Source organism: Paenibacillus endoradicis, from assembly GCF_024721975.1.
In genome coordinates this window covers 144,227-168,452 of sequence record NZ_JANQBB010000006.1, presented here as the reverse complement: position 1 = coordinate 168,452, position 24,226 = coordinate 144,227, and the positions used below count along the sequence as shown (strand labels likewise).

General features: G+C 38.7%; 22 protein-coding genes. 10 read left to right on the top strand and 12 right to left on the bottom strand.

Going from position 1 to position 24,226, the window contains the following annotated elements:
- Nucleotides 1–147 precede the first annotated feature (147 nt).
- The 3 genes from NV377_RS19260 (at nt 148) to NV377_RS19250 (ending at nt 2,183) form a co-directional block, all read left to right on the top strand.
- A complete protein-coding gene (locus NV377_RS19260; RefSeq protein ID WP_258202431.1) occupies nt 148–399 on the top strand; it encodes a hypothetical protein in 252 nt (83 codons plus the stop codon).
- Between the two features lie 273 nt (nt 400–672).
- Nucleotides 673–1,380 carry a Cthe_2314 family HEPN domain-containing protein gene (locus tag NV377_RS19255; protein ID WP_258202430.1) on the top strand — a complete coding sequence of 236 codons (708 nt, stop codon included), beginning with the start codon at nt 673–675 and terminating at the stop codon, nt 1,378–1,380.
- 29 nt (nt 1,381–1,409) lie between these two features.
- Complete coding sequence (locus NV377_RS19250) at nt 1,410–2,183, top strand: SDR family oxidoreductase (RefSeq protein ID WP_258202429.1); 774 nt, start codon at nt 1,410–1,412, stop codon at nt 2,181–2,183.
- A 64-nt stretch (nt 2,184–2,247) separates the two neighbouring features.
- Here NV377_RS19250 and NV377_RS19245 read toward each other — a convergent pair whose 3' ends face one another.
- Nucleotides 2,248–2,493 carry a NifU family protein gene (locus NV377_RS19245; protein WP_258202428.1) on the bottom strand — a complete coding sequence of 82 codons (246 nt, stop codon included), beginning with the start codon at nt 2,491–2,493 and terminating at the stop codon, nt 2,248–2,250.
- 93 nt (nt 2,494–2,586) lie between these two features.
- On the opposite strand from NV377_RS19245, the gene NV377_RS19240 reads away from it, so the two are divergent.
- Nucleotides 2,587–2,859: a YuzB family protein gene (locus NV377_RS19240; protein ID WP_373425837.1), complete on the top strand. Its 273-nt coding sequence runs from the start codon at nt 2,587–2,589 to the stop codon at nt 2,857–2,859.
- A 64-nt stretch (nt 2,860–2,923) separates the two neighbouring features.
- Here NV377_RS19240 and NV377_RS19235 read toward each other — a convergent pair whose 3' ends face one another.
- The gene (locus tag NV377_RS19235; protein ID WP_258202427.1) at nt 2,924–3,985 is read right to left on the bottom strand and encodes an NAD(P)/FAD-dependent oxidoreductase; all 1,062 of its coding nucleotides are present in this window, start codon (nt 3,983–3,985) and stop codon (nt 2,924–2,926) included.
- Nucleotides 3,986–4,239: 254 nt separating this feature from the next.
- On the opposite strand from NV377_RS19235, the gene NV377_RS19230 reads away from it, so the two are divergent.
- A complete protein-coding gene (locus NV377_RS19230) occupies nt 4,240–4,599 on the top strand; it encodes a HesB/IscA family protein (protein WP_258202426.1) in 360 nt (119 codons plus the stop codon).
- A 119-nt stretch (nt 4,600–4,718) separates the two neighbouring features.
- Here NV377_RS19230 and NV377_RS19225 read toward each other — a convergent pair whose 3' ends face one another.
- From NV377_RS19225 to NV377_RS19215, 3 genes are read right to left on the bottom strand one after another with little or no spacing between them, the layout of a single operon-like run.
- A complete protein-coding gene (locus NV377_RS19225) occupies nt 4,719–5,906 on the bottom strand; it encodes an amidohydrolase (RefSeq protein ID WP_258202425.1) in 1,188 nt (395 codons plus the stop codon).
- A 15-nt stretch (nt 5,907–5,921) separates the two neighbouring features.
- Nucleotides 5,922–6,398: a DinB family protein gene (locus NV377_RS19220; RefSeq protein WP_258202424.1), complete on the bottom strand. Its 477-nt coding sequence runs from the start codon at nt 6,396–6,398 to the stop codon at nt 5,922–5,924.
- A gap of 57 nt (nt 6,399–6,455) precedes the next feature.
- Complete coding sequence (locus tag NV377_RS19215; RefSeq protein ID WP_258202423.1) at nt 6,456–7,451, bottom strand: aliphatic sulfonate ABC transporter substrate-binding protein; 996 nt, start codon at nt 7,449–7,451, stop codon at nt 6,456–6,458.
- 116 nt (nt 7,452–7,567) lie between these two features.
- Between NV377_RS19215 and NV377_RS19210 the strand changes: the two genes are divergently transcribed.
- The 3 genes from NV377_RS19210 to NV377_RS19200 all read left to right on the top strand — a co-directional run bounded on the left by NV377_RS19210 (nt 7,568) and on the right by NV377_RS19200 (nt 10,162).
- Complete coding sequence (locus NV377_RS19210) at nt 7,568–8,473, top strand: LysR family transcriptional regulator (RefSeq protein ID WP_258202422.1); 906 nt, start codon at nt 7,568–7,570, stop codon at nt 8,471–8,473.
- Nucleotides 8,474–8,596: 123 nt separating this feature from the next.
- Nucleotides 8,597–9,367: an ABC transporter ATP-binding protein gene (locus NV377_RS19205; protein WP_258202421.1), complete on the top strand. Its 771-nt coding sequence runs from the start codon at nt 8,597–8,599 to the stop codon at nt 9,365–9,367.
- A 21-nt stretch (nt 9,368–9,388) separates the two neighbouring features.
- A complete protein-coding gene (locus NV377_RS19200) occupies nt 9,389–10,162 on the top strand; it encodes an ABC transporter permease (protein WP_258202420.1) in 774 nt (257 codons plus the stop codon).
- Between the two features lie 114 nt (nt 10,163–10,276).
- On the opposite strand, the gene NV377_RS19195 is transcribed toward NV377_RS19200, so the two are convergent.
- The 6 genes from NV377_RS19195 to adhE form a co-directional block, all read right to left on the bottom strand.
- On the bottom strand, nt 10,277–11,167 hold the full coding sequence (locus tag NV377_RS19195; RefSeq protein WP_258202419.1) for an aminoglycoside phosphotransferase family protein: 891 nt from the start codon (nt 11,165–11,167) through the stop codon (nt 10,277–10,279).
- A 6-nt stretch (nt 11,168–11,173) separates the two neighbouring features.
- Nucleotides 11,174–11,923, bottom strand: a complete 750-nt coding sequence (locus tag NV377_RS19190; RefSeq protein ID WP_258202418.1) for a hypothetical protein — start codon at nt 11,921–11,923, stop codon at nt 11,174–11,176.
- Nucleotides 11,924–12,153: 230 nt separating this feature from the next.
- Complete coding sequence (locus NV377_RS19185; protein ID WP_258202417.1) at nt 12,154–15,234, bottom strand: cellulose binding domain-containing protein; 3,081 nt, start codon at nt 15,232–15,234, stop codon at nt 12,154–12,156.
- 786 nt (nt 15,235–16,020) lie between these two features.
- On the bottom strand, nt 16,021–16,761 hold the full coding sequence (gene pflA / locus NV377_RS19180) for a pyruvate formate-lyase-activating protein (RefSeq protein WP_258202651.1): 741 nt from the start codon (nt 16,759–16,761) through the stop codon (nt 16,021–16,023).
- Between the two features lie 38 nt (nt 16,762–16,799).
- Nucleotides 16,800–19,061, bottom strand: coding sequence for a formate C-acetyltransferase (pflB, locus tag NV377_RS19175; RefSeq protein WP_258202416.1), 2,262 nt, complete (start codon nt 19,059–19,061; stop codon nt 16,800–16,802).
- Nucleotides 19,062–19,099: 38 nt separating this feature from the next.
- Complete coding sequence (adhE, locus tag NV377_RS19170) at nt 19,100–21,694, bottom strand: bifunctional acetaldehyde-CoA/alcohol dehydrogenase (protein WP_258202415.1); 2,595 nt, start codon at nt 21,692–21,694, stop codon at nt 19,100–19,102.
- 249 nt (nt 21,695–21,943) lie between these two features.
- Between adhE and NV377_RS19165 the strand changes: the two genes are divergently transcribed.
- On the top strand, nt 21,944–22,852 hold the full coding sequence (locus NV377_RS19165; RefSeq protein ID WP_258202414.1) for a hypothetical protein: 909 nt from the start codon (nt 21,944–21,946) through the stop codon (nt 22,850–22,852).
- A gap of 22 nt (nt 22,853–22,874) precedes the next feature.
- The gene (locus tag NV377_RS19160) at nt 22,875–23,276 is read left to right on the top strand and encodes a hypothetical protein (RefSeq protein ID WP_258202413.1); all 402 of its coding nucleotides are present in this window, start codon (nt 22,875–22,877) and stop codon (nt 23,274–23,276) included.
- 72 nt (nt 23,277–23,348) lie between these two features.
- Here NV377_RS19160 and NV377_RS19155 read toward each other — a convergent pair whose 3' ends face one another.
- Nucleotides 23,349–24,107, bottom strand: a complete 759-nt coding sequence (locus NV377_RS19155) for a Crp/Fnr family transcriptional regulator (protein ID WP_258202412.1) — start codon at nt 24,105–24,107, stop codon at nt 23,349–23,351.
- Between the last annotated feature and the right edge of the window lie 119 nt (nt 24,108–24,226).

Genomic DNA, 24,226 nt, shown 5'->3' with positions numbered 1-24,226 from the left:
AATAACACATATGATCACGATGACTAAGCTACGTAGTTAGTCTACAGCGAATATGGCATTCATCGTTCGCTACAGTGCTCACGTACCAAGTACGTACGTTCCGCGCTTCGCTTCTCTAACTTCATGTCATCTTCTTGGTGCTGATAAGTGTCATTATTAAACTTCATCGGAATAGGATGTTTACTAATAACACATATGATCACGATGACTAAGCAACGTAATTTAGTAGACGGCGAAGATGACATTCATCGTTCGCTGTTTATGCCTACGCAGTATGTATCTTACAGAAACATTGTAAGTGCTCACGTACCAAGTACGTACGTTCCGCGCTTCGCTTCTCTAACTTCATGTCATCTTTTTGGTGCTGATAAACGATACTCATTTGTTATTATGAAGTAAAGTCCGCTTTTTGAACTTCCAAATTCCAATGAAGGTTCAAAAAGCGGGCTTTCGCAAGTCGAGAAGATGGAGCGCTACTTGAGGAAGGAGGAAACGCAAGTGTACATATTGAGTACACGCGTACCAGACTTCCCAAGTTCGCTTCATATTCGATGTCGGATATTCGACATCGTCAATCATCGTTATCAAAGTTCGCTTTTTGAACTTCTTCTAGCAGTACATAATGTTCATCATTAGTTGCTACACTATATCCATCAGATTGGAGTGAAAAGTATGCTGCAGTTTATGTTTCAACAACCGGAAAAGGCACCAACAGGAATGTATGCAGAGGTAGATCTACTGTTAGAAAAGTTTGCTTCACAGATGGCAACACGTAGTGGCGGAACTGATGAGAACAAAGAGAAGTGGACGAAATTTGAAATTTGGACGTTAGGATTAAGAGCATCTCTTCATGAATTATATGCAAGCCATTATGCTGCACAATATTTTCGTGAAAAGATTACTTTATCTACGATAAAAGAGATGGACGCGGAGCAAAAATTAGATTACGCTAGATATGTATATTTTGACAAAAATGGTTTTATTAGAGTTTTTTCGCTTCTTGATAAACTTGGTACTTTTCTGAATGAATTGTTGGAACTGAAAACTGAAAGAATTAAAGCACATTTTTCTTATTTTACTGTATTACGAACGATGCGTGAACGACAAGTACACGTAAAGTTAACTAAGCCATTGAATGAAATAAAGGAACAAAGCAAAGAACCTACTCACCGACTTCGAAAAAGACGAAATACGGAAACGCATTATATGAATTCTGAGATGCATGATGATTTAATTCAACGAACGCGGATGTATGGACAGGAATTAATGCTTGAGAATGTAGATCAACAGATGGATGATTTATCGGTCGGATTAGACTTAGCTATGCAATCAATTAAACTTACATTCGAATACGCTCAGGAGCTACTGCATCGTAAGTGACCGAGGTTTCATGGAGAAGGAGAATGTTTGTGGAGCTTAAGGGGAAAAAAGCTTTAATAACTGGAAGTGCAAAAGGACTAGGCAAACGAACTGCGATTGAATTAGCCTCAAAGGGTTGTAGTATTTTGATTCACTATATGGTAAGCGAGCAGGAAGCACTTGAAGTGCAAAGGCAGCTACTTGAACTTGGTGTGGATGCAAAAGTTGTACAAGCAGATATCGCAAAGCCGGATGGCATCAATAAGCTTGTAGCGGCTGTCGAGGCTTGGGGTGGTATAGATATTCTTGTTAACAATGCAGGTCCTTTTGTAAGAGAGCGTAAATTATTCCAGCAGTACGATGAGGAACTTATTACATCACTTGTTCAAGGGAATTTATTATCGGTGATGTTATTGAATCACAGATTATTACCATATATGCGTGAGAAATGCTGGGGAAGAATTATCCATTTCGGCTTTGGACATGCAAATGAGGCTCGTGCATGGCCACAACGAGCGGTATATGCTGCTGCAAAAACAGCACTTGTCTCATTTACGAAGTCCCTTGCTGTAGAAGAAGCTCCCCACGGTATTACAGTTAATCTGATCGGACCTGGAGACATTAAAGGTAGCTACAAAGAAAAGTCGATCCATGAAGTCATTAATGATTGGGATGGTGAGACGCCTATTGGTAGACCTGGCACCGGAGAAGATGTAGCACGTGTTATTGCATTTTTGTGTGATGAGAAATCGAGTTATTTAACTGGAAATATTATAGATGTAACAGGAGGCTTTGATCCAATCCGAGCTAATATCGTGAAATAAGAAAGGCGATCCAATTCCCTGTTAGGGGATGGATCGCCTTTTTGACCACATAGTAGCGGCTATATTAGAATACTTGAACAACCTCTATTATGCCATCTACCTCTTCAAGAAGTGCACGCTCAATACCTGCTTTAAGCGTGATAGTAGAACTTGGGCAGCTTCCGCATGCACCCATTAGACGAAGTTTTACGATACCTTCTTCCACGTCAACTAGTTCGACGTCACCGCCATCACGTTGTAGAAATGGACGAAGTTTATCAAGAACGTCTAATACTTCATCGTATTGTGTATCTTGTACTTGTTCACTCATTGCATTCATCTCCTTTCTATCCTATTATAGTACAAAGTAAAACAAATGCATACCAAAGTCAATTAAGAACTTGAAAAGTAAGGTGTAAACAACATGATGAAACCAATGATTGAGTTTTGTGCTGGAAATATGCACCACGGCACAGAAAAATTACTAGATAAATATGAAGCAGATGATGACTTTGAAGGAATAGAATATGGCTGTTTAGGTAATTGTGGCGAATGCTATTTGAAGCCATTCGCGCTTGTAAACGGATCAGTCGTCGCAGCAGATTCTGTTGAAGAGTTAGAGTTGAAAATTGAGAAATTTCTAATCGATGAAGAAGAGAATATGGCTGCTCTAGATAAGCTCCTTGATACGATGTGAAATAATTCATTCCTATTAACACGACAACAAAGTTGTAATTAGTGACAACTGGAAGAATACTTAATTAATGCTTAGAGCGCCATAATACACCGCTTTTTATTAATCGAGGTATTCTTCCACGCATTGAAAGTTTTCCCATCACGCCAAAACCGTTATGCTTACCAAGTGCACCTAGTGTTCCTCTAAGCTTGAATGGTTCCAGGTGAATCGTTTGATTATTCCACATCGCATGAAGTATTTTGGCTACTCGTTCTCCTTGCAAACCTGCCACTTGAGCACTTGGAGAGTATTCGGAACTTGCGCAATCACCAATGACGTAAATATTGGGGTCATCGAGTAGTTGATAGTGGTCATTCACAATTAATCTACCTTGCTTATCTTTGTTAGCTTGTATCTGCTGAACTAATGCTACAGGTTGAATTCCAGCAGTCCAAAGAATAGCATTAGCTTCAATTGGATGAGATTGATCCTCAGCATATAATACTCCAGGCTCAATACGATGTAATGCTGTATTAATTAGCATATTAACGTTATGTTCTAGGAACCATTCTGCCACATAAGTTTGTACGTTTGAGGGAAAACTTCCTAATAGGTTTGGACCACGATTTATTAATGCAATATTAAGATCTGGACGACTTTCACGAAGCTCTGATGCCATTTCAACTCCACTAAGACCACCGCCTACAATGGTAACTTGTCCATATGGCTTCACATTATTCAGATCAGTATAAGCTTTTCGTGCAGTTTGAAAAGTTTGTAAACTATTTGCATACTGTGCGGCTCCTTCAACACCATGGTAATGATCGACACAGCCTAGTCCGATAACTAGTGAGTCATAATAAATAGGGTCATGACCAACAACATGAACAATCTTATGTTCACGATCAATTTCGGTAATTTCACCCAATGCTAAATCTACATCTGGGGAATTAGGAAAGGCTACTCGTAGTTGTAGATCTGATGCCGTTCCTGCAGCCAAAGAATAATATTCTGTTTTTAACCCTTGAAATGGAGAACGATCGACTAATGTAATCGTTGTTCCTTTCGGTAAACCTTTATTTAACAACTCATTAATTAAAGCCAAACCACCGTATCCACCGCCGAGCACAACTAACTTATAACTCATCTTGTCATCTCCAATTATTAATAACCGATCAATTTCAAAAACGTTAGTACTTATGTGATATTCATTATAGAGTATGCTTGCGCTATAGTAAAATTTACGTGCTTTTGTCTATCCTAATAAGACGGGCTATTATTATATTATTACAAACCAATTAGCTCATCTATTGAGCAATAAGAAATAGTGGAGTATAATTATACTATACTAAGGTAAGTGCATATCTCTGAAGGAGATTATTATAGAATGGAGGAAATAATATGATTACAATTACTGAACTAGCAGGGGAAAAACTCGGTGAAATGCTTGCAGCGGAAGAGAATGATCAAATGTTTCTTCGCGTAGGTGTCAAAGAAGGCGGATGTAGCGGTTTCTCATACGGTATGGGATTTGATGATGAGGAGCAAGAAGGAGATACATTACTTGATGTTAATGGTCTTAAAGTTGCTGTAGATGCAGAAAGTTCTAAATATTTGCGTGGACTCGTAATCGATTATAAAGAAGCAGCTATGAGTGGCGGATTCACGATAGAGAATCCAAATGCAACAGCTACTTGCGGATGTGGTTCTAGCTTCCGTACAGCTACTGCAGCGGGTAACCCAGCAGCAGATCCTTGTTAATTATGAGTTAAAGAAATGGGCTGTCCCTAAAGTCATTGAGAAACACTGACTTTAGGGACAGCCCTTCGTTATTTGTTCTTTCACATTTTATAACGGATAGTAAGATGTTCCAAGCTACTTTACGCCAACGACAATAATTTGAAAGTCGAAGCGATAAATACTTTCATGCCAACAGCTAATGAACGCTCATCAATATCGAATTTCGGATGATGGTGTGGGTATACGATACCAGCCTCAACATTACCTGCGCCAATATTAAAGTAAGTTCCAGGCACGCAATTTAGATACGCTGAGAAATCATCAGCTGCCATACTCGGTTTTATCGTATAGAGGTTATCTTCTCCAAACAATTCAACAATCGTATCGGCAACTAACTTAGAGACATTAGCATCATTAATTAGTGGACGATAGCCGTAACTATATTTGAACTCATATTCAGCTCCGTGTGCAAGTGTAAGTCCTTTAATAATTTGCTCCATTTGTCGTGGCACTTCTTCTCTTAATGTTGGCTCCATAGCACGTACTGTTCCCGTCATTTGCACACTACCAGGAATGACATTATGAGCATGACCAGCAATGAATTGAGTGACAGATACGACAAGTGGTTCTAAAGGGTTAGTCGCACGAGCGACGATATGTTGTAAATTAGTAACGATTTGAGCTCCGATTGCGATACTATCAACTGTTGTATGAGGTTGTGCTGCATGACCGCCTTTACCATTTATCGTAATATGGAAAGTATCAGGAGAAGCGAGCATAGCTCCACCGACTACACCTACTTTACCAACAGCTACTGGCGACTGAAGATGAGCACCAATGACCCAATCTACGCCTTCCATAACACCAGCGGCAATCATCTCATCCGCACCACCTGGTGGTAACTCCTCTGCATGTTGAAAGATAAAGCGAATCTCACCAGAAAATTCATGAGTGGAGAAATATTTTGCGAATATTTTTGCTACACCTAACACGATCGCTGTATGACCATCATGACCACAAGCATGCATGACGCCATCATTCGTTGAGCTGAAAGATAGATTTGTATCTTCTTGAATAGGCAAAGCATCAATATCTGCTCGAATGGCTAAAACTTTACCAGAAGATGATCCAATTAACCTTGCCATTACGCTAGTTGCAGTAGGTCTACTAACTAATAGATTACCGAATGACAGTAATATTTGTTCTATATATTGAGAAGTAAGTTTCTCATGGAAACTAAGTTCGGGATGTTGATGCATGTATCTTCTCCATTGAATAGCTTCTGGTTGCAGCATATCAACTTCAGATAGTAATGATTGGAGTGTCATAGTAACATTCCTTTCTTAAATAGATTCAAATGCACCGATATTTCTAGCGATTTGTCCAATATGTTTATTAACATGATTACATATAAATTTATCAATGATATGAACAATAGATATTGGCTCTTCACCTTTCATTCCTACACGCAACCATTGTTCTTCGGACAGTTTACTAAGTAAGATACCATTGTATTTTGTAATCGCATCATATACATCTAGCAACTCTATGATCGTGAAGCTATTGAATTGTTGCTGCTCGACCCAATCCTCATGTGCAAACGTAGCAATTGGAGTGACTGGTTCAGAAATGATTTTACGAATGCGATAAGAGTTGATGATGTTTGAATCGATTAAGTGACCTACAATTTCTTGAATACTCCAAGCTGTAGCTGTTGGTTTCCACAATAACAATTGTGGAGACAGATTTTCAACGCTCTCACGAATAATGACGGCTGTTTGCAAATAGTTGTGAATATAATCTTGATGTGCTTGATTCATATGATGGCCTCCTGAATATAGATTAGTGTGCTATTATCTAGTTGAAGCTAGGAGACATTATTTTTTGGAAGCTTCATAATAAGAGTTATCAAACACATTTGAGTTCACATCTAATTGTGTAGTAACTGTACCCGTTGCAAAAAGAATGTCAGCAGTTGTTTGGATAGCAGAAGCAATATCATCTGTAATTGGCTCGTTAATATAGTTCGTATTTTCTAACAATGTTTTCACTAGAGTTTTATCCATTTTTCTTTCCGTTGCTAATATTTCTGCAGCTTCATCTGTATTTTCTTTGACCCAATCTACTGCTTTTTGATATACACGCAAGTAAGCAGCAGCTAGTTCAGGATTTTCTTTCAAAAACTTATCGCGACCAATCATTACTGCTGGTGCAACAAAGTTCATTGTTTTTACACTTTCCACAATGCGAGCACGATCAGCAGATGTCTCGATTGTTACATATGGATCCCAAGTTCCCCATGCGTCAACTTGACCTGCTTGGAATGCAGCATTCGCTTCATCTGGTTGAAGTTGAACAATTTTTACGTCTGACTCAGACATGCCATTTTTCTCAAGAGCTTTTACTAAGAAGATATGAGCGGAAGAACCTTTAGCAAGTGCAATTTGTTTCCCTTTCAGATCAGCGATGGATTGAATGTCGCTATCTGGTTTTACTAAAATACTATTTTGGTTACCTTCTACACCAGTCGCAGAAATAACAGTGAATGGTGTTTTTGCCGCTTTACCAGTTACTACAGTGCCGTCTCCAATAAATGAGAAATCAATTCGATCTGATACTAGACCTTCAAGTAATGGAACACTGCTTTGGAATTCATGCCAATTGACAGTAGCGTTCAATGTTGCAAACTCCTCTTCAAACCAGCCTTTGCTTTTTGCTATCGAAAGTAGATTTAATCCACCGTTTACTGCGATATTAACCTCGACTGCCTTATTAGAATTGTCTGAACTTTTGCCGCAAGCTGTAAGACCAACTAGAGCGATGATAAGTGCTAGTACGAATAAACCTGATTTTTTGATTGATTTAGATGTCATTATGATAGTCTCCTTTATGTGAATTAATATTAGTATTGTATTATATCCGAGTAATCAAGTAAAATAACTATGTATTATAATTATATAACTGAAAGTTATGGAAAGAGGTCTTATGTATGAATATTGAGCAGTTTGAAAATGTTGCTGCAATAGCAAAGACAGGCTCTATCTCCATTGCAGCGGAACAACTTCATATTAGCCAAGCGGGTGTAAGTAAATCACTGTCTAAACTTGAAGAGGAATTAGGCATGAAAATATTTAATCGTTCTAGGCTAGGAACAGAACCGACTGAACGAGGAAAGATCATCATCGACAAAATTAATGAAATATTATCAAAAATAGAAGATATTAAAGAGGAGTCACAGATTCAGAGTGCGCTGATTGAAGGGGAAGTTCGATTCTCTGCGGGCCCTAATATTGTGGCAATCTTATCGCGGTCGATTGTAGCTTACAAGAAAGATCATCCTAAAGTTCGACTTGAGATTATCGCAAAAAACTCTGAGAGTATTATTCAAGATTTACGTAGAAATGAAACTGATCTTGGATTAATATATTTTGATCGTCATAAGCAAGAGGATTTGAAAGATTTAACTCTAACTCATTTATTAAAATCTAGAATTGTTGTTTATGTAGGGAAGAGATCGCCTTTAGCATCCCGGTACAGCGTAACACCACAAGAGTTAATTAATGAAACGTTTGTTAATGCGGAAAATAACTATTCAAATTGGTTCATGAATGACTTTATGGAAAAGTACGGGAAAGTAAATATGATCTTCACATCGAATAATGTTGACATATTAAAGCGGACGATTGCAGAAGGTGTAGCCATTGGAATATTCATCGAATTAAGCATGAAATACGATCCACTAGTACTGAATGGAGACATTGTTGGGATATCGCTTGTCAGCCATGAGCCAACCACAATTTCATTAGGTTGGGCAAGACTGACAAGTAAGCATTTTTCGATTGCGCAACGAGAATTTTTGAAATATGTCCTTAGGGAATATAACCAAATCAAATAAGATATAACATATTCAAATTACAAAATAATCAAAAAAATGGTGTTGACATTTCTAGAAATCGTCTGATAAGATTCTCCATAAATTCTAAATTGGCTATGCAACGAGAGCGGGGGGACGTTTGAGATGACATCAGTGGCACTAGAAATACAAGGGTTGAACAAGACATTTCATGCGGCGGAATCAGCTACGCATGTACTTGATGGGATAAATCTTACTTTAAAAAAAGAGGAATTTGTATCCATCATTGGACCGAGTGGTTGTGGGAAAAGTACATTGTTGAAAATTATAGCAGGACTTGATGTCGACTATGAAGGTAAAGCAGAACTTAACGGTGTACCTATTCAAGGACCTAGTAAGAAAAAGGGTTTTATTTTCCAAGAGCATAGATTATTCCCATGGTTAACTGTTGAAAAAAATATTGCTGCTGATCAATCACTGAAAAAACCTGAGGTAAGAAAAGCAGTGGATCAGATGATTGATTTGGTCAGACTGAATGGTTTTGAAAAGGCTTTTCCTAAGCAATTATCTGGGGGGATGTCACAACGTGTTGCCATTGCTCGTGCCTTACTTAGAAATCCTGAAGTGTTGTTACTAGACGAACCATTTGGCGCTCTGGATGCTTTCACCCGTAGTCATATGCAAGAGTCATTGTTAGATATATGGCGAGAGAATCAGACCTCTATGTTGCTAGTTACGCATGACATCGATGAAGCAATATTTCTCTCTAATCGAGTTGTTGTGATGGATGCACGACCAGGTAAGATCAAAGCAATTATTCCAATTGATTTGCCTTATCCTAGAGATCGAGTAAGTCTATCATTTCAAGAATTACGTGCGAAGGTGCTTAAAGCACTTAATCACAATGACGAAGAAGAGATTAATTGGCATATATAGCATGCTAGAGGAGAAAAACAAATGTTGAAATCTATGAAATTAAAAAGACTTTTACTTGGTAGTCTGATACCAGTAATTGTAATAATAGCGTGGCAAGGTGCGGTTGCATTTGAATTAATTAACCCGATGCTGTTTCCTGCACCCACATCAATATTCAATGATTTTTGGAATATGATGATGTCTGGTGAATTATTCTTTCATCTTCGAATCAGTGTGGTTCGTGCATTATCAGGTTTTGCTATTGGTGGGATACTAGGTTTAAGTGTTGGGATAGCAGTAGGTCTGTTTAAACGAACAGAATATATGCTAGATCCATCGATACAAATGCTAAGAACAGTGCCACTTTTAGCAATTACACCACTATTTATTTTGTGGTTTGGATTCGGGGAGCTTTCAAAAATATTATTAATTTCGATGGGAGCATTTTTCCCGTTATATGTAAATGCATTTCTAGGTGTTCGTAACGTTGATTCTAAGTTATTCGATGTTGCTAGAGTACTAGAATTCAGTCGTTTTCACCAAATTACAAAGGTCGTATTACCTGCGGCAATGCCTAATATTTTATTAGGAATGCGTCTTTCACTTAGTACATCTTGGCTATGTCTAGTTGTAGCAGAACTTATGGGAGCAGACCAAGGAATTGGATATTTAATTCAAGACGCTCGTGCATATATGCGTACAGGAGTAGTGTTTGTAGGTATTCTTATCTTTGCAGTAGTTGGGAAACTAACTGATTCAGTAGTAAGAATACTTGAAGAAAAACTATTGAAATGGCAGGATAGTTATAAGGGGTAATGGGGTAGTTGATAAGGGGGGGAGTTCCCAAAAGCATTTGTGAAAATGACTTTAGGAATGATCCTTTTTTGTATGTTAATCACATAAGCACTGACAGAAATTTGGTACAACCTGTCATTTGCTCTTCTCTAGAAGATAATCCTCTATGATTATACTAATAACCCGATGAGATTGCTTTGCTGTTGATTTGTCAGCACTTTTACTATTGTTATAAGTGATTAACGCCTTCCATAGAGCCCATCCTCTTGCTCTGTTCCACGTAGCCTCGTTCATCTGTAAAGTATTTTGGAATACTGCTCTATTAGTAGAGTCAAAAAAATCCCAAGCCATTGCAGCATCACAAGCAGGATCCCCTATGCCTAATATTCCGAAATCAATGACTGCACAAAGTTTTCCATCCTTAACCAGAATATTACCAGGTGCAATATCACCGTGAACCCATACAGGTTCACGATCCCAGTTAGAATTTAATGCTAGTTCCCAAATTTCTTTCAATATGCGCTTATCAAAAGTTTCTTTATTATTATTAATCGCCAACATCGATTCTTCATCATATACTGCAAGTGAGCCGCCTCGATAAAAATTATGTGCTCCCGCTACTGGACCGCTACTAGCATTAATAGATTGCAACTCAATTAGAAATAATGCTAAGTCTGTAGCAATTGAATTGAGATCGTTCACGTTTGTTGGAGATAAGGATTCACCCTCTAACCATTTATTGATAGACCATGGCCACGGGTAATGCTCACTAACGTGTCCTATAGCTACTGGTGTAGAAATAGGTGTGGAAAGCCCTTTCTGCAATAATGGCAACCATTTATACTCTTTCTCCACTTGAGGCACATAGCACTCTGCACTAGGTAACCGTACGCTCATATGGTCTCCTAGATGAAATGTTCTATTGTCATGTCCACCATATTGTACAGGTCTAATAGGTAGATCAGACCACTCTGGAAATTGTTCATTAATTAACTTGCTAACTAACTCTACATTAATATTAATCATTTATTATCACTCCACTTGATTATGAGTTCTTGAAATCTCAACGATTTCTTTTAACGATAGTGGCGATTGAAGATAAATTCCATTGCCATAATCAATCACATTCCGTTCATCTACAACAGAGTTGATTTTTGTTCGTACATATACAATTGGTGATTCATATTGCTTACTAATATCGATTTTATCTTCTAGAGGTAAACCATTAGCATCATGGATGGAGTCATGCTTACTATATTGAATCGTGGTAAGTAATATAGCTTCATTAACTAACGTGTAGTTATACGGAAGCATAACATTATTAGATGTTGCTGCAACCGATGTCCAAGATTCAATTACATTTGCAGCCGTTTCATTGACATCGAAGTGCCAAGTACCTATAGGAAATGACATGATGGGCAAAGTGGTTGTCGTAATTTTAATACCTATTGTCTCGAATTTCCCTATTTCTATTGCTTTATAAGTTAGTAGCAAATCGTATCGGTAATATGAAGTAGACTTATCCTTGTTTTCAGTTATTTCATATTGATCGATAACAATTTTGTTATTTCCTCCGATAAATTGTACATTAATAATATCTTCAGGCGTGAAAGATAGTTTCTGTTTGGAGTACAGAGATGTACTGATTATCTGCTGAGTATTAACATCTACTGCAATGTAAGAATCCATCCATATCATAAAGGGACGTTCTGTAGTAGAAGAACAGCTAGCTGCTACCAATAACGTAACCATCAGCATTAATACTGTTAATATCCGCTTCATATTTACCTCCCATTACTTCTATATTCAATCAGTCTTTGCAAAGAGTATACAGGAAGTTTAAGTAATATGGAATAAACAAGTATGGGTTAATTTTACATATGAGCATCCTATTAAATGGTTATATCAGAAAAAATCCTCCTAAATCACATTGAAAGTGAGATAGGAGGATTTTTTAGTTAATAATTTTGATGAAAGGAGGGGCTTACTTTAATCAACTAATGACGATAAGATTAAGGCTCAATTCCCCATTGTAGGTCATTTCCAATATATGCTGTCATTTTGTTGTTTTCTGCATATGAAGTTGCCGTAGCGTTGAATGAATAGTCATTGCTTTGATTGTAATTGGACCAGTCAGATTTAGAGAAGCGAGTCTGTACATCGATGCTTTGTCCTGGGGCAATTGAACCTGCAGCGCTCGTAAAGCTAATTTTCAAATATGAGTCGGCATTCGGCTTGCTAGTTGATAGTGTGTGGAAACTACCTTGTACATTAGCGTTACCTACGCTTGTCCAATCGCAGAAAAAGTTCTGTGCTTGTGTGCCGTCTGCTGTATAGTAGTATCGAAGGTTGACATCTGCTAATGAAATAGAGGTAGTTCCAGTATTCGTAATTCGGATACGTGGATTAATAGATACAGAAGATGAACTCAGTCCGCCATTATACATTTCTACCTTAATGTTTCCTGGTTCACTCGGTTCAGGTATTGTAGAATCGCTAATTGTCACTTGTAGACTAGGTGAAGTGCCTGCACTGAATTGAAAGGATAGAACGGTACTACCAAGTGGTAAACTAGACAAATAGGATTTAGATAGCGTAACCGTAGTTCCGCTTACAGTATAGTCGGTTCCAGAAACAAGCGTGTAACCTCCATTTTTAACTCCGACAAATGTGTTACCGTTCAGCGTAAGCGATATAGCGATGTTCGCTTGTAGCTCAGTTTTTTTATCAAAATTACTGATTATTGGGGTGATGGAAGAAGATTCAATCGGATCAGGGCCGCCCGGGTTTTCAGTTCCGTTAACAGGATCTGCGAACAGAATTCCTCTACCGTTTGTTCCAAGATACACTCTGCCATATACTCTTGGATCGCCAGTAATTGTTGTATTAGGAACTGCATACTGATGTTGATCATCATTAATTCTAATCCAAGATGTGCCAGCATCGTCAGAACGATAAACGCCACGTACATTATCAATTTTTGCAGTAACATAGATAGCCATATAGGTTTGGCCAGGTGCCGCTTTACCAAATCCAACGGTATCTGCTTCTTGAACATTACTTAACCTCGTAAAGCTTTGTCCTGAGTCAGTCGAATGCCATAGACCATATACGCCGCCTTCATCATTACCACCAGCAAGCCAAATATCTCCTTCATGTCCAGGCATTGCTTTGAAATTCAGAGTGCCTTCCGCTGGTAAACCTGTCGATACAGTTTGAGTAAAACTAGCCCCACCATTTGTACTTACATAGAACATACCCTCAATTGAGGCATAGAATTTGCTAGAGTTGACACGATCAGAGCGTACCTTTGCTCCATCTGGAACACCAGTGCTTTTCGTCCAATTGTTTCCACTTGAACTAGAGTAGTAGACACCGACATCCTTGGTACTCCAAACAATGGCATTTCCGTTAGCTGAGACAGCGACATTGCCGCCACCTTTTGTACCAGTAGGCTCACTATTTGCTTTGTTCCAATTAGCAGCGCTGTCATACGAGAATCCAATTGATTTGGCATTAGGGTCTAATGTGTAATCCGCAGTGCCTACACGAGCGAAGAAAGTAGGGTTAAGTTCAGCATAGTCGATGCTCAATGAGCTATTCGGATTAGTCATCATTTTGGCGGGTGCTGTTAATAAATCATCATGTCTAAAGCCAGTAACATCATACATTGCGCTAACGAGATGTGGTCCAGTTGGAGGGCTTACCAAATCTTGCACAGCAGTTTCTTCGATACCTTTTGCCATAACCTCAAGCTTGAATTTTTGATTGTTGTCCCAAGCGGTTAGGTTTTTTGTACCGTAGATCGTAGCACCAGTACCATACATCATTCGATTAGAATCAAATGGATCGATTTCTAGCGCTCCAATCATCCAACCAAGCTTAGGAGTTATTTCTGGCATCGTTGGATTTTGTTCAAAGTCTAGCCATGGTGCTGCAGTAATATCATGTGTGTAACGTAGACTTCGATTCGGATAGCCATCCCAGTCCCAGATACGAGTCCAGTTTGCTCCACCATCAGTACTTCGGAAAATAATCGCATCTGGCCACCACGAGTTAAGCGAGGAGACCATAATCGTATTCGGTTGCTGTGCATCGACAGCAAGACCACCATAACCAAAGTAATTATCAATCGCTGCTACTGGACTAATATTCGTCCATACTCCTGTTTGCGTTTTTAATTTCCAAACTTCACCTTTTTCACCGTCATAAGGACCGATGCCGTCACTATAAGTGATATACAATTCTCCATTGGAGGAAAGCACACCGTGATGTGGCAAGTATCCAACCGGTTGATTAGGTACAGCTTGCCATGTTGTTCCGCCATCTGTACTGCGGTAGACGCTTTCCGCTAAGTCAGCTACACCGACATAAATCGTTTGGGTAGCATTTCCAGCTGTTCCGGTAGTAGGATCAAATGTGATCCAAGCCAGCCCCATAATATCACCTTGATATTCATTGGATGGATCTTGTATATACGTACCAGCATTAGGGAAGCTGGTTACTTCTGACCAAGTAACGCCATAGTCTGTACTCTTCCATAAGCCATTTCCACTACGAGCTCCAAAGTATAAGATTGAGTTATCATTGGGATCAATTTGTAAACGTTCGCCCATCGAGCGTCCTGGCATATTGCCACCCACTTTGAAGGGAAGCTCAGTTTCCTGCCATGTATCGCCTCTATTTGTAGATCTTAATATATATCCGTTGTTTGACTCCCAGCTGTTGGTATAAGTTCCTGCAGCAATGTAGACACGATCAGGATCAACTGGATCGGTTGCAAGCGCATCAACCCCAGATTTTCCCCAGTCGTCCCACCCGACAAAGTCTAATAGTGGAATCCAAGTTTCGTTTGCTGGATTCCAGCGATAAGCGCCACCTATATCAGTTCTTGCATAAATGAGATCTTGTTCTGATTGATTGAATATGATACCAGGAATAAAGCCGCCGCCGCCGTTAGTAACAACGTTTTGCCACTTGTAAGGCTCACTAGTTGCTGCCTGTGCGACTTGAGGTGTCTCCACGATGAAGCTTGCTAATAGCAAGGTGACAACTAAAAAAGTAGATAATTTACGATAGGTGTAGGTTAACATTAACATTTCCTCCTCATATTTAATTCATTGTGAAGAATGCAGTTGAACCTTGTTGTTGAAGCTGACTTTGAGTTGTTATTCACCCCCTTATTAGAGTATGGTATTGTACAAAGAAAGAATGAAAACGCATACATATTATTGTAATTAAGTTAAGGTTGAGATTAACTGATATTGGAAAAGGGCTGAGCTTTATAACATATGAAATAAAAAGTGAAGAGACAAGATAGGATACACGCTTCATGCGTATGGAAATTACGAGGGAAGGGAAGAGTTTAAAGCTTGTACAAAGAAACTAAGCTTTTAAATACAATTTTTGAAATTAGTGGATGATTGGAGTGGGTAAGAATTGAATAAAGTCAGATAGTAAGCGGTTACTTTATATTGTGCGAGATGTAGTTATTTGAGATTGGATCATGGAGTTACTTGATCTAGTTACAAACAGTAGCGGACGAGGTTGTCCTAAATCGGAGTAAGGTGATAGTTCTCACAAATGTTCTCAGGAACAATATACATACTAATTACTTGTTAATCCCAGTAAAATGTATATTAGTAATTTATTTCAAGATTATCTTTATATTAAAGAATTGTCAATAGTACAATTTACATACTTTATTTAAAGAGGTGAGTTTTCAAAGTAGCATAATAATATCTTTATCTTATCTGAAGTAATGAAGAAGCACAAAGAAGAAAATTCGACTGCTTCATTTTATAGACAAAATCGACCTTAAACTAAGTAAAACAAGCTGATTCCAGTAAAATACCAGAATCAACTTGTTTTTTAGTGTTTTATACTATAATAGGAATGTTTAAGGAAGATTCAAGTTGCTGCTTGATGCTAGCCATTTGCTCCTGTGAAGGAGGATGAATATGGTCTAGCTCATAGTCTAATCCAAGACTTTTCCATTTGAATTTACCCATCTCATGATACGGTAATAATTCGACTTTTTCTACAGTAGGTAAACTAGCGACCATATTAGCTAACGCCTCAACATCATCAGGTTCAGTTGTAATACCAGGCAGAACAACATGTCTAATCCATAATTTCGTACCATGCTCAGTTACATGACGAGCCATTCTTAAGATGCGCTCATTAGATTGTGTAGTTAGTATCATATGTTTCTGCTCATTAACTAACTTAAGATCAAGCAAGATCAGATCTAATACATCTAACAATCTAGTTGAGTCGAGATGAGATGGCTCGCAAAATCCAGATGAATCCATAGCGATATGCATCTGATGTCTACGTTTCAACTCCCTACCTAGTGCTGCAAGAAAAGGAGCTTGTAGCGACGGCTCTCCACCTGAGAAGGTGACACCGCCGCCAGAAGTACGATAGTAAGCGAGATAAGGTTCGATTTCTGCAATAACTTCATCCACTGTCATAACTTTTCCAGTCGTCATATCCCATGTATCTGGATTATGACAGAATTGACAACGAAGCGCACAACCTTGCATGAAGAGTACGAACCGAATACCAGGACCATCAACAGTTCCGAACGTTTCGAAGGAGTGAATACGTCCTTTCATATGACGGTCATGTTCTATTTGCTTTGCAAGATCAGTCATTACATTTCTCCGTGGAACGTACGACTAATGACCTCAAGCTGTTGCTCCTTCGTCAGCTTAATAAAGTTAACAGCATAGCCAGATACACGAACAGTTAGCTGTGGATACAGTTCTGGATGTTCCATCGCATCTTGCAATGTCTCCCGATCAAATACGTTTACGTTAAGATGATGCGCATTTTGATACATATAAGTATCTAGTAGTGAAGTTAAATTGTTCTTCTGAGTGATTTCATCTTTACCAAGAGCACGACCGACAATTGAGAAAGTGTTAGAAATACCATCAAGCGAATCGTCATATGGTAGTTTTGCAACACTAGTCAGTGATGCCAGTGCGCCTTTACGATCGCGACCATGCATAGGGTTAGCACCCGGAGCGAATGGTTCACCTGCTTTACGACCATCTGGTGTTGTACCTGTTTTCTTACCATACACAACATTCGAAGTAATGGTAAGCACAGATTGCGTTGTAATCGCATTACGGTAGGTTGGATGTTTTCTTAGTTTCTCCATAAAGCGATGAACAAGATCTACAGCAATTTGGTCAACGCGATCATCATTGTTACCGTATTGTGGATATTCGCCCTCTGTGCGGAAGTCAACAGCAATACCTTGCTCATTCCGAATCGGATATACTTTAGCGAATTTAATAGCGCTCAGACTATCTGCAACAACGGATAGACCAGCAATACCACATGCCATCGTACGAACAATTTCTCGATCATGTAGCGCAAATTCTAATCTTTCATAGCTATATTTATCATGCATATAATGAATGACATTCAATGTATTAATGTACAATCCTGCAAGCCAATCTAGTACATGATCATAGTGTTGCATGACTTCTTCATAATCAAGTACTTCGGATTGAAGAGCTGGCAGTGCTGCGGAAACGACAGGAACGTTCATTTTCTCATCAACGCCGCCGTTAATCGCATATAGTAATGCTTTAGCTAAGTTAGCTCTTGCACCGAAAAATTGCATTTGTTTGCCGATACGCATTGCCGATACACAACAGGCAATTCCATAGTCATCGCCGAATTTTGGTCGCATTAGATCATCATTTTCATACTGAATGGAACTTGTTTCAATTGATACTTTAGCGCAATATTTCTTGAATGCTGCTGGTAGATCATTAGACCAGAGCACCGTTAAGTTCGGTTCAGGAGATGGTCCAAGCGTATACAACGTATGCAGAATACGATATGAAGATTTCGTAACCATAGGTTTACCATTGATGCTAACCCCACCAATAGATTCTGTTACCCAAGTCGGATCACCACTGAATAATTCATTATAATCTGGAGTGCGAAGGAATTTCACAATACGTAATTTCATAACGAAGTGATCCATTAATTGCTGTGCTTCTTGCTCCGTCAAATTACCCTCTTGCAGATCACGTTCTATATAGATATCGATGAATGTAGAGACACGACCTAAGCTCATAGCAGCACCATTTTGTTCTTTAATAGCTGCAAGATAAGCGAAGTATAACCATTGAATCGCTTCTTTTGCATTTTCTGCAGGACGAGCGATGTCATAGCCATAAGTAGCTGCCATTTCTTTCAATTCTTGAAGCGAACGAATTTGTTCAGAATGCTCTTCGCGTTCACGAATGGTTTCTTCATTCATTGGTGCAGCATCAGTTAACGTTTTGTCTGCTAATTTACACTGAATAAGATGATCAACACCATACAAAGCAACGCGACGATAATCTCCAATGATACGACCGCGACCATAAGCATCTGGTAATCCAGTAATAATCCCCGTTTTACGAGCAAGTCGCATCTCAGGTGTGTAAGCATCAAATACACCTTGGTTATGCGTTTTACGAATAACAGTGAACACATCGATAAGTTCTTGTGGAATTTCATATCCGTAGGCTTTACAAGCATCTACGACCATCTTAATCCCACCAAATGGTTGCACAGAACGTTTAAATGGAGCATCAGTCTGTACACCGACAATTTGTTCAAGCTCTTGATCGATGTAACCAGCTGCATGAGAAGTAATAGTGGAGACAGTAGTTGTATCTACATCCCATACGCCGCCACGTGCTATCTCTTCACGTGATAGTTGACTAATTCGATCCCAAAGCTTATCAGTTGCTTCGGTTGAAGGTGCTAGAAATTGCTCATCAGCTAGATAGGGTGTCATATTGCGCACGATGAAATCTCTCACATCGATGCCATTTGTCCATTGTCCTTCTTCAAAGTTACGCCATGCTACTATATTACCTGTTACTGTGCTTAATGTGCTCATTATTAATTCCTCCTCGTCATGTTGCTGCTGAAGTATAATTATTGAAATTCACCATAGAAAGCTTGACGGTATAGTTGAGAAAGCTCAGATACTAAAGGGAGCCTTGGATTATAATTCGTATACTGATCCTCGAATGCTCGCTCGGCAAGATATTCAACTTTTGAGTCGAATGAAATAGCTGAGATGCCACATTGCTCGAAGCTTTCAGGTATGCCAAGTGAACGATTTAGCTGTCTAACACATAGAATTAAACTATTCACACCTTCTGTTGTGGAATGTGCGGGTAAGCCAGCTAAGCGGGCTATTTCTGCATAACGTACATCAGCTTGGAAATGCTTATAGTTTGAGAAATTTTGAAACTTGGTTGGTCGAGAAGCATTGTAACGAATAATATGAGGCAACAGAATCGCATTGACTCGACCATGCGGCAATTGAAATTCCGCACTGAATTTATGAGAGAGGCTATGACAAATTCCTAGAAATGCATTAGAAAATGACATGCCTGCAATGGTTGAAGCGTTATGCATTTTCTCTCGTGCAACTGGATCAGCTATCGCATGTGATTTTTCTAAATTCTCAATTACTAATTGTATGGCTTTAATAGATAGACCGTCGCTGAAATCATTGGCCATGATGGAAACATAAGCTTCTATCGCATGAGTTAGAACATCCATTCCGGTATCACCGATGACCGTAGGTGAAAGTGAAGCAGTATATTCTGAATCGATAATTGCTACATCAGGTGTCAATTCATAATCCGCTAATGGATATTTTGAATGACCTTTACTAACATCTGTAATCGTTGCGAATGACGTTACTTCAGATCCAGTACCTGATGTTGTTGGAATGGCAACAAGCTTCGCCCGCTTACCGAGATGCGGATATTTATATACTCGATTACGAATATTCATAAATTTCATTTTGATGGTATCAAAGCTAGTTTCAGGGCTTTCATAGAATAACCACATCGCTTTGGCAGCATCTATAACAGAACCACCACCAAGTGCAATAATACAATCTGGTTGAAAAGCGTTCATACGATCTGTACCTTGCATAACGATATCTATTGTAGGCTCATGTTCTACCTCTGCAAAAATTTCGATCTGTATTGGTTCACTACGTTTGCGTAGGAAGTATTGAACTTTATCAACGTACCCCAGTTGTTCCATCCGTTGATCGGTAATGATGATAATGCGGTGTATGTTGGGCATTTTCGTCAAATACTGTGTTGCACCAGCTGAGAAATATAGCTTCGGTGGTATTTTGAACCATTGCATATCCACATTACGATTAGAAACATGTTTAAGGTGAAGTAATTCACTATTTATTCGTTGATGATTGGTAGATGATTGATAGCCAAAAGCTGCGAATGGTAACTGTTCACGATCTTGATAAGTCATTGCTGCTTGAATGGCTGGTGCATTGACAATGACCCGATTACTCGATAATCGCTGACTGAATTTCTGGATGATTAGCTCATTATGGCTATGAATAATCGCAGAATGTTTACCATGACCTAATGCAATAAGTTGTTGAGCTATTGTAATCGCCATTTCAGCATCTTCTACAATGTAGAGTGCGATGATCGGACAAGCTTTTACTCCTGAGAAGGGAAATGATACGCCAACATATTGTTGTGGAACAATTAATAGCTTCGTATCTTCAGGTATGTCTAATTCAGCGGCAGTGGCGATATCAACCGCTGGTTTTCCGATATAGCAACTTTTCAGTTGACCTTGCTCATTGAAGATATAATTCATAAGCTTAGTGCTCTCGTCTACGTCAAGGAAATGACAGCCTAGTACTTTCATCATGCGTAACACTTGATTATATATATGTCGATCTACTAGTAGAGCTTGTTCAGAAGTGAACATCATACTATTGTCGAAATTTTTAGATAATATCAAATCTGTTATTGCCTGTTTCAAATCTGCGGTGCGTTCAATATAGCAAGGTACGTTTCCATAGGAAACACTTAATGTTGATTTTCCAAGTTGTTTAGCAGCTTTCAATAAAAGATCATCCCCATTAGATATAACTAAAGCAACATCATCGTGAGACATTAATTCTAGAGTCGATGCATGGGTAGGATGTTCAACCCATTGAATACAAAATGCTGATGCACCTGTAAGAATTGCTGCATCGCGAACGCTTTGCACGGCTTCAATGCCACAACGAGTCACTTCTTTTTGGAATACAAAGATAATAGGATTACGTGTTTTCATTGCTACTAAACATTGAAACAGTGTATTAGCAACAGGTGACACTTCTGTAATCAAGGCCACAATCGTACCGATTGGCTCAGCAATCACTTTGTATTGCTCATATTGATTGTTCTCAATTTCTCCAACTGTTCTCATATATTTCAATTGATGATAAATGCTCTCCGTGGCATTCATATTTTTCAAAATTTTATCTTCGAATACACCACGGTTGGTCTCTTCAAGTTCAAGCTTTGCAAGCTCCATATGTCGATTTATTCCTGCAAGTGCCATACGTTGAACCATTTCATCGATATGTTCTTGGCCCATCGTACTGAAATGCTGGGCGGCTATGCTTGCTCGCTCAATACATAGTTGAATATGCAGATCATCTTTATTGAAATGTTGGAGTTTGGACTCTTTTACTGCCATAGCAGATCACTCCTTAAACTTTTCATACTTTTCTTGCAATATAACGATGATAATAATTACATTGTAGAGTAGATAACAGTGAAACGATGTGCTAAATATCACAAAGTTTTTGATGAATCGTTGCAATTGTGTTGCAACGTTGAGCGTAGAGTAAGTAAGGAAAACAATTGTGTTTTTATGGTAAAAATTGTATAACTGATATAATCAACTGAAAATCTAATGTTTTATTAGAACTTGGGGGGAATTTGTATGCTTAATCAGTACCCAGCAAGAGTTTCTGGAAATCAACAGAAGAGCGTGCGGAAGCAAGGAAATAATTCAACGATAAAGCACGATCAGAGGACTCCGAATTTATTCATGACTGCTCAAATGATGCAGGCACAGCAAAGTATAGGTAATAAAGCAATACAACAATACATGAGTAGTATGTATAAGGAAAATGAGCCTCTAGATCAGCAGGAGCAGCGTCATGATAAAATAATGGAAGAGTCAATGGAAAACATGTCAGTTGAAGAGATATTGGCTATGCCACCATCACCAGAGAAACGAAATCGCGAAGTGATGGAAAGAGATTTAAACCTTGCTCAGAAAACGATAGATCAAATCTTGACCCAATATGATGGATCTTTGGAGGAAGTTGAAACTTATTTTCCATCTATAAAAGTCCGATTTCGGTTGAGTATTATAGAAGTTATTGATAGGGATACACCTGAAGCATATGTTCATATTAAAATTAACCCTGAGAGAAAAGTTAAAGGTAGTAAAGCAAAAAGAAAAGAGGATGAACGGAAAGCACGTGAGAAGTTAGAAAAAGTGGAGAGTAGAACAACAGGTGCTCATTTTTTTTCAAGGCATGGAGCTGAAACGACACGAAGAGAACAGAGAAAGCGTGCAACGACAGGAGAAACTCCTGATGGAGTAAGAGGCAGAGCTGTTGATTCTTCAAGATTTCTTAGTAGTGCTATAGAGCTAGAAGTACTTCAACGTGCAGAAAAAATACATGACGTTACGAAAAAGGATGTCTTTACCTTTGATCTTAACTATGAGATTGGCGAGGGATATAGAGTGCGAGACGATAAGCTTGTAAAAACGAAAAGAGTAACTGCAGTATTTAGAAATGGTGACATGATAACGTTATTTCCTGTCATTGGAGAATAATTATGAAAAGGCGTGATGCAGTTTGATTACCATTAATCCACATTTTCTTAGTCAATTGCTGATTCCAATTACTGGAATGGCTGATGTCGATGAGGAAGTAGAGAAGTACAGAGAATTAGATATAGCAGATAAAGAACAATATAGAGCAATTATTAGAAGGATAATTCCGGCCTCTTTTTACAGTCTAACAATCGAGAACCAAGAGAAGGTAAAACTAGCATTGAATTATTATTTATCGACTTCTGAGATTGATTTTGAAAGAGTGTTCCATTCTTGTCTCCCACCATTTGATCATCCGACAAATGCTAAAGATTTTTTTGTTTGGATATGGGAGGAACTGTTCGGAGATGAGAGATTTCAAATATCAGATAAAGAGCAATATTTTATCAACCCAGATATCGAGGAACCTTACTCAATTTCTTAGGAGAAAAGATAATAAGAAAAGACCAATAATATGCTTGATTCAGCATCATTATTGGTCTTTTTGTGTTGCTTTTTATAATCGGCATATTTCTTTTGGACAAGTTGGACACATCGGACAACCAGCCATTTCTTTCAAAGCCTCAAGATCTGTTACTTTCAAGTAGCCTGTTCCCTCACTAATGACGATACCATCTTTTTTCATAGAAGCTAACAAGCGATTAATACCTTCTCTAGTTGTTCCTACTAATTCTGCCAGCTCGTTGTTTGTTAATTTAATATCAATATGAATGTGATTAGCTTGTTTTTCACCAAAGCTATTACATAGACGAATAAGTGTAGATGCAAGTGCGCCAGTTTTTCCACCCATTAGTAAATCGCGCAACTTAGATTCTGTCTTGCGTTGGATAAGCCCCATCCACATCGCATAACGATAAGCAAAATCACCGTATTTGACCATTAGCATTTCAAGTTGCAATCTAGGAATAATTCCTACTTCTACTTGATCAATCGTTTCCGCAGTGTAACGATGGGTCGTATCCCATGCGTCAATGTCGGCAATCATATCATCAGGTTGTAGAATAGAAAGTAGAAGATCTTTGCCATCAGAAGTAGATTTACGCAGTTTAACGCGACCTTTCAAGATCCAATACACTGCATTCGCTTCGTCACCTTCCCAGAATAGGTGTGTGCCGGCAGAGTATTTTTTGGTGTGCATAACCGAAGCAAGAATATCGAGTTGCTCTTCTGTAAACACTGTGCTTAGAGAACCAGGTCTATGATTGCTGCTCGGTCTTTTCACTTTAGTTGTCTCTGTATCGTAATAAATACTCATCTAAGCTTCATCCTTTCTGGTGCGGTTTATATATCTATACTATACGTTGAAATGATCATACTTAATATTGGGGAATCCCCTACATCTGTTTAAGGTATCTCCCTAACATACATATGACC

Excerpts from the sequence above, each read along its gene's own strand:
- NV377_RS19255 (WP_258202430.1), top strand. The coding sequence starts at position 673 with ATGCTGCAGTTTATGTTTCAACAACCGGAAAAGGCACCAACAGGAATG.
- NV377_RS19245 (WP_258202428.1), bottom strand. The coding sequence starts at position 2,493 with ATGAGTGAACAAGTACAAGATACACAATACGATGAAGTATTAGACGTT.
- NV377_RS19240 (WP_373425837.1), top strand. The coding sequence starts at position 2,587 with ATGATGAAACCAATGATTGAGTTTTGTGCTGGAAATATGCACCACGGC.
- NV377_RS19235 (WP_258202427.1), bottom strand. The coding sequence starts at position 3,985 with ATGAGTTATAAGTTAGTTGTGCTCGGCGGTGGATACGGTGGTTTGGCT.
- NV377_RS19230 (WP_258202426.1), top strand. The coding sequence starts at position 4,240 with ATGATTACAATTACTGAACTAGCAGGGGAAAAACTCGGTGAAATGCTT.
- NV377_RS19225 (WP_258202425.1), bottom strand. The coding sequence starts at position 5,906 with ATGACACTCCAATCATTACTATCTGAAGTTGATATGCTGCAACCAGAA.
- NV377_RS19220 (WP_258202424.1), bottom strand. The coding sequence starts at position 6,398 with ATGAATCAAGCACATCAAGATTATATTCACAACTATTTGCAAACAGCC.
- NV377_RS19215 (WP_258202423.1), bottom strand. The coding sequence starts at position 7,451 with ATGACATCTAAATCAATCAAAAAATCAGGTTTATTCGTACTAGCACTT.
- NV377_RS19210 (WP_258202422.1), top strand. The coding sequence starts at position 7,568 with ATGAATATTGAGCAGTTTGAAAATGTTGCTGCAATAGCAAAGACAGGC.
- NV377_RS19205 (WP_258202421.1), top strand. The coding sequence starts at position 8,597 with ATGACATCAGTGGCACTAGAAATACAAGGGTTGAACAAGACATTTCAT.
- NV377_RS19200 (WP_258202420.1), top strand. The coding sequence starts at position 9,389 with ATGTTGAAATCTATGAAATTAAAAAGACTTTTACTTGGTAGTCTGATA.
- NV377_RS19195 (WP_258202419.1), bottom strand. The coding sequence starts at position 11,167 with ATGATTAATATTAATGTAGAGTTAGTTAGCAAGTTAATTAATGAACAA.
- NV377_RS19190 (WP_258202418.1), bottom strand. The coding sequence starts at position 11,923 with ATGAAGCGGATATTAACAGTATTAATGCTGATGGTTACGTTATTGGTA.
- NV377_RS19185 (WP_258202417.1), bottom strand. The coding sequence starts at position 15,234 with ATGTTAACCTACACCTATCGTAAATTATCTACTTTTTTAGTTGTCACC.
- pflA (WP_258202651.1), bottom strand. The coding sequence starts at position 16,761 with ATGAAAGGACGTATTCACTCCTTCGAAACGTTCGGAACTGTTGATGGT.
- pflB (WP_258202416.1), bottom strand. The coding sequence starts at position 19,061 with ATGAGCACATTAAGCACAGTAACAGGTAATATAGTAGCATGGCGTAAC.
- adhE (WP_258202415.1), bottom strand. The coding sequence starts at position 21,694 with ATGGCAGTAAAAGAGTCCAAACTCCAACATTTCAATAAAGATGATCTG.
- NV377_RS19165 (WP_258202414.1), top strand. The coding sequence starts at position 21,944 with ATGCTTAATCAGTACCCAGCAAGAGTTTCTGGAAATCAACAGAAGAGC.
- NV377_RS19155 (WP_258202412.1), bottom strand. The coding sequence starts at position 24,107 with ATGAGTATTTATTACGATACAGAGACAACTAAAGTGAAAAGACCGAGC.